The following is a 4,841-nucleotide window of genomic DNA, read 5'->3' as shown; positions in this document are numbered from 1 at the left end:
GCGCAGCCCCTCCCCGTGGAGCCGGACTGCGAGGCGCTGCGATTTCAGGTCGCCCCGGTGCTCAACTCCACCAACCCCGGTGGTGAGTGCGCCAGAGGGGACGTGCCAGGTGAGGCTTCGGGCAACCTGTCCGACTGTCGGACAGGTTGTGACGCCTTGGCTCCGGAAGGGGGCCTTCAGTCCGAGCCTCCATCCACAGGCGCTTGCGGACCCACCTGCGTGGAGGTGCGCAAGGAGGAGGGTGGGCCGGTTGACTCCCCCGATTGCCCACGGCCAAAGACCACCTGCTTCGTGGGCGGCGACAGCCTTTCGCCTCAGCTCTCGTCCATGAAGCCCGGTACGCCCTCCCAGAGGGGAAGCGCCTGCGTCAGTGGACCTCAGACGCATCCGCTCGAGCCGCGTTTTTGCGGGGAGGTGTCAACGAGCCTCTGGCGACCTGCTCAGGCGTGGACCAACTCGATGGGGCTGCCTTCGGGGACATGCTTCATGGCCACCGAGTTCATGCAGTAGCGCAGCCCCGTGGGAGGCGGACCGTCCGGGAACACGTGGCCCAGGTGGCCGTCGCAGCGTGCGCAGCGGACCTCGGTGCGGACCATGCCGTGGGACACGTCGCGGATCTCCGTGAGGGAGTCCGGGGACAGCGCCTGGGTGAAGGACGGCCAGCCCGTGCCGGACTCGAACTTCGTCCCGGACTTGAACAGGGGGTTGTTGCACCCCGCGCACACGTAGGTTCCGGGCGTCTTGGTGGCCAGGAAACAGCCCGTCCCGGGGTACTCGGTGCCGTGCCGGCGCAGCACGTCGAATTCCTCGGGGGTGAGGCGCTTGCGCCACTCGTCATTGGAAAGATTGAGCTTGTCCGCCATGGGTCCTCCTCCACGTTCGTTTCGGGCCTGCTGCCCGGAGCACCGTCTTGGATGCTCCGTCGGGTTTCCCGTCGCACCGTATAGCAGGGGAACAGGCGGGCGCCCGGCGCCCCGGCGCTCCCAGGCACGGCCTTCCAGGCCCTGGGACGGGGCCGGCGAAGGGGCCCCGGCGCGGCGGTTCTACTCCACGGTGGGAGCTCGTCACCCCGGGGGAGGTACCGATGCGGATCTCGGAACTGATGCACAAGGACGTGGAGACCATCGACGCGGATGAGTGCCTGCGCACCGCCGCCGAACGCATGCGCACCCGCTCGCTGGGAGCGCTGCCCGTCACGGAGAACGGCGAACTCGTGGGCATGCTGACCGACCGCGACATCGCCGTGCGTTCCACGGCCCTGGGCAAGGACCCCAACGTCACGCCCGTGCGGGAAGCGATGACGCCCACGGTCATCACCTGCTCCGAGGACGACACGCTGGATGCCGGCGAACTCCTGATGGAGGACAAGAACGTGCGCCGGCTGGTCGTCGTGGACGACGAGCACCACGCGGTGGGCATCCTCAGCATGGATGACGTCGCCTCGGTGCCCGGCAAGCTGCTGCGCCCCGGTGAGCTGCTGGAGCACCTCAGCCTCTACTCGTGAGCGGCTGAAGGGCCCGGCATCCCCTTCACGAGAAGGGAACGCCGGGCATTCACACCTGATCAGCCCGCCACGGCCGGCTGGCACGCGGCGGACAGCCACGCCACGGCCTCATCCCAGGCCAGGTCGCGCTGGGCTCCGTCGCGCAGGCGGAGGCGGACGTTGTTTCCCTCCACCTCGCGGCCGCCCACCACCGCCAGGAAGGGCACGCCGTCCTGGTGCGCGCTGGCGACCTTGCGCGACAGCGACTCATCCCGCACGTCCGCCCGGGCCCGGCAGCCCATCTGTCTCAACCGGGCCACCAGCCGTTCCGCGTACGCGGCGGCCCCCGCGCCCACGGAGGCCACCACCACCTGTTCGGGCGCGAGCCACGCGGGAAGCGCGCCCCCGTGGTGCTCCAGCAGGATGCCGATGAACCGCTCCAGGCTGCCGAACAGCGCGCGGTGAAGCATCACCGGGCGCACGCGTGCTCCGGACGCGTCGACGTAGCACAGGTCGAAGCGCTCCGGCAGCACCAGGTCCAGCTGGATCGTCCCGCACTGCCACGCGCGCCCCAGCCTGTCGTTGAGCACGAACTCCAGCTTGGGCCCGTAGAAGGCGCCCTGGCCCGGCTGCTCCACGAACTGGAGCCCGGCCTGCAGCGCCGCGGACTTCAGCCACGCCTCCGCCTGGTCCCACACCGCGTCGCTGCCGGCACGCTGGGCCGGACGGCTGGAGAAGGCCACCTGCACGTGGTCGAAGCCGAAGCCCGCGTAGAACGCCCGCAGCGACTTCACGAAGCGCACCACCTCCGCCTCCACCTGCTCCTCCGCGCAGAAGATGTGGCCGTCGTCCTGCGTGAACTGGCGCAGGCGGAACAGCCCGTGCATTGCCCCGCTGGGCTCGCTGCGGTGCACGAGCCCGAACTCCCCCAGGCGCAGGGGCAGGTCTCGGTGGCTGGGCGCCATGCGCTGCACGAGGTGGATGTGGCCCGGGCAGCTCACCGGCTTGAGGGCCAGGTGCCGCTCACCCTCGGGCAGGCAGAACATGTTCTCGCGGAAGTTCTCCCAGTGGCCGCTCTGCTCCCACAGCGGCTGGGAGTACAGCTGCGGCGTACGGACTTCCTGGTAGCCCTCGTCGCGCATGCGCTGGCGGACGTGCTCCTCCAGGAGGCGGTACAGCATCAGGCCGCGCGGGTGCCAGAACACCATGCCCGCGGCCTCCTCCTGCAGGTGGAAGAGGTCGAGGCGCTGGCCCAGCGCGCGGTGGTCGTGTTCGTCGAGCATCGTCGTGACTCCGTGTGGTCGGTCGGGTGAAGAAGCCGGGGCCGGACACGGGACGTGAATGCTGCTTGCACGGTCGCCCCGGCCGGAACTCCGGCGGGGCAGGAAACCGTGCGCTCGTCAGACCACCGACACGCGCACCGCTCCCACTCCCGCCGAAGCGGTGGTGGTCGTGGTCGCGGTGGTGGCGTTGACGAGGTTCACGGGACAAGAAATGCTCCCGGTCGCACGGAAAGTCAAGCCGTGCACCGGGGCAGGGTGGGCCTTCAGCCCAGCAGCGCCAGCAGGCCGAAGAGGCCCACGAACAGGTAGAAGAGTGACTCGCCCGCGATGAGGCCGCCGCCCACCAAGGACATGGTGCTCATGTCCTCCGGGAGGACCGTCTCGCCGGGCGCGGGCGGGCGTGCGAAGCGCTTGGAGCCGGTGTTGAACAGCGACGTGAGGATGCCGCCCGCGCCGAACCACAGCGTCGCCTGCAGCGCGATGAAGCCACCGAACGCATACGCGTAGGGGCTCGCCAGCACCACCGAGTCCATCACCCAGCCCACGCCGAATCCGGTGCGCGAGCCCTGCACGAAGCGCAGGTACGCCGGGTGTCGGCGGACGACCTTCCGGATGACCTCCAGCGTGAAGCCGACGCCCAGGCCGATGAGCAGCGCCTTCACCTTGTGCTCGGACAGCGCGCCCAGGTCGCGGATGGCGCCCACGAACTTGTACGTCATCGCGGAGCCCCACTGGCCCACCTTCGTGTCGGGATGGTCCAGCTGGTTGACGGACAGCACCGGGTAGGCGGTCATGAAGATGCGCGCCAGCGCCACGCACAGCACCGCGCCCATGAAGATGCCCAGCACCTGGTAGCGGAACTGCACCACGCGGTTGGTGCCCAGGCGCCAGCCGGTGGAGCGGTCCTGCTGCATGTCACAGCCCACCGACGTGGAGATGAGCAGGATGGAGGACGCCATCAGGCCCACCAGCGGATCCTTCAGGCCCAGCAGCGACATCAGCAGCACGGACATGACGAACGCGCTGGAGATGGGGTTGTTGTCGCTGATGCCGTAGGCGATGCCGTTGATGAGCACGAACAGCAGCGACAGCGCGAGCCCGAAGACGATGAAGCCCACGGGCTGGTGCAGCACCTGCGTGGCCACGACGACGACGGCCGCGCCCCAGCCCAGCACCCAGGCGATGAGCCGGGGCACGTTGACCTTCTTCCACTGGGGCTCGTCGTCCACCGGCGCCTGCGCCCGGCCACGGATGCGCGCCACCGCCTGCACCGCGAGCAGCGCCAGGTCCACCAGCGCCGCGCCGCAGATCATCGCGAGCGAGATGAGGAAGCCAATCTTCCGGTACGGGTCATCAGGCCCCAACCACCCGATGTCGCGCAGGTGCGGCGTGAGCGCCAGGCCCAGCAGGCCCATGCACATCGCGGGCACGGTGATGCGGCTGCCCACCACCATGCCCGCGCCCACGGTGGAGCTGCTGATGCTCAGCGCGGCCACCCGGGCCACCTTCTCCGTGAGCAGCGCCGCGAGGATGCCCAGGCCGGTGCCGCCGCCCAGCTTCGCGATGGAGGCCTTGAGCAGGCGCTTGTCGGTGAGCGCGCGCAGGATGTTGGCCACGGCGTAGCCGGACGGATAGTCCAGCTGGAGCCGGTCCACGAGCAGCGGCGTGTAGAGCATGCCCACGCCCACGCCGAACATGCCCACGCACCCGACGAAGAGCATGAGCTGCCACGCGGGCGGCTGGGGCATGCCCAGCCACACCATGGCTTGAATCAAGACGGACATGGCGCACAGCGAGGCCACCGACGCGGCCATCGTCTGCATGTAGTTGGCGCCGTGCTTGCCCTCCGCGCCGTAGCCGTAGGTGACGACGCTGCCGAGGATGCCGGAGAGGACCTGGCTTGCGACGAAGAAGCCCAGGCTGAAGTTCATGTACGACGCGGCCACGCCGCCCAGCGGGCCCAGGATGAGGATGGCCACCGTGGCGAGCAGCAGGTGGTACTTCCACGTGTTCACCGCGGGCAGGAAGCGGAAGCGCGGCGTGACGGCTTCGGACGCTGGCGACAGGGGGGCGGA

At 69.6% G+C, this 4,841-nt stretch carries 4 protein-coding genes; 1 reads left to right on the top strand and 3 read right to left on the bottom strand.

The window, feature by feature from the left end; all coding sequences use genetic code 11:
- Positions 1–440: 440 nt before the first annotated feature.
- Entirely contained in the window at positions 441–863 is a 423-nt protein-coding gene (gene msrB, locus D7X12_RS39375) for a peptide-methionine (R)-S-oxide reductase MsrB (protein ID WP_120630288.1), read from the bottom strand.
- Positions 864–1,084: 221 nt separating this feature from the next.
- Between msrB and D7X12_RS39370 the strand changes: the two genes are divergently transcribed.
- Positions 1,085–1,504: a CBS domain-containing protein gene (locus D7X12_RS39370; protein WP_120630287.1), complete on the top strand. Its 420-nt coding sequence runs from the start codon at positions 1,085–1,087 to the stop codon at positions 1,502–1,504.
- 59 nt (positions 1,505–1,563) lie between these two features.
- Here the strand turns inward: D7X12_RS39370 and thrS are convergent, their stop codons facing one another.
- Together thrS and D7X12_RS39360 are read right to left on the bottom strand one after the other, a co-directional pair.
- Positions 1,564–2,766 carry a threonine--tRNA ligase gene (thrS, locus tag D7X12_RS39365; RefSeq protein ID WP_120630286.1) on the bottom strand — a complete coding sequence of 401 codons (1,203 nt, stop codon included), beginning with the start codon at positions 2,764–2,766 and terminating at the stop codon, positions 1,564–1,566.
- 263 nt (positions 2,767–3,029) lie between these two features.
- Entirely contained in the window at positions 3,030–4,832 is a 1,803-nt protein-coding gene (locus D7X12_RS39360) for an OPT/YSL family transporter (protein WP_120630289.1), read from the bottom strand.
- Positions 4,833–4,841: the final 9 nt, after the last annotated feature.

This window comes from Corallococcus sicarius, assembly GCF_003611735.1.
Lineage (GTDB): Bacteria > Myxococcota > Myxococcia > Myxococcales > Myxococcaceae > Corallococcus > Corallococcus sicarius.
This window is presented reverse-complemented; position numbering and strand designations above follow the sequence as displayed.

Coding starts and splice junctions, on each gene's coding strand:
- D7X12_RS39370 (WP_120630287.1), top strand. CDS start 1,085: ATGCGGATCTCGGAACTGATGCACAAGGACGTGGAGACCATCGACGCG.
- msrB (WP_120630288.1), bottom strand. CDS start 863: ATGGCGGACAAGCTCAATCTTTCCAATGACGAGTGGCGCAAGCGCCTC.
- thrS (WP_120630286.1), bottom strand. CDS start 2,766: ATGCTCGACGAACACGACCACCGCGCGCTGGGCCAGCGCCTCGACCTC.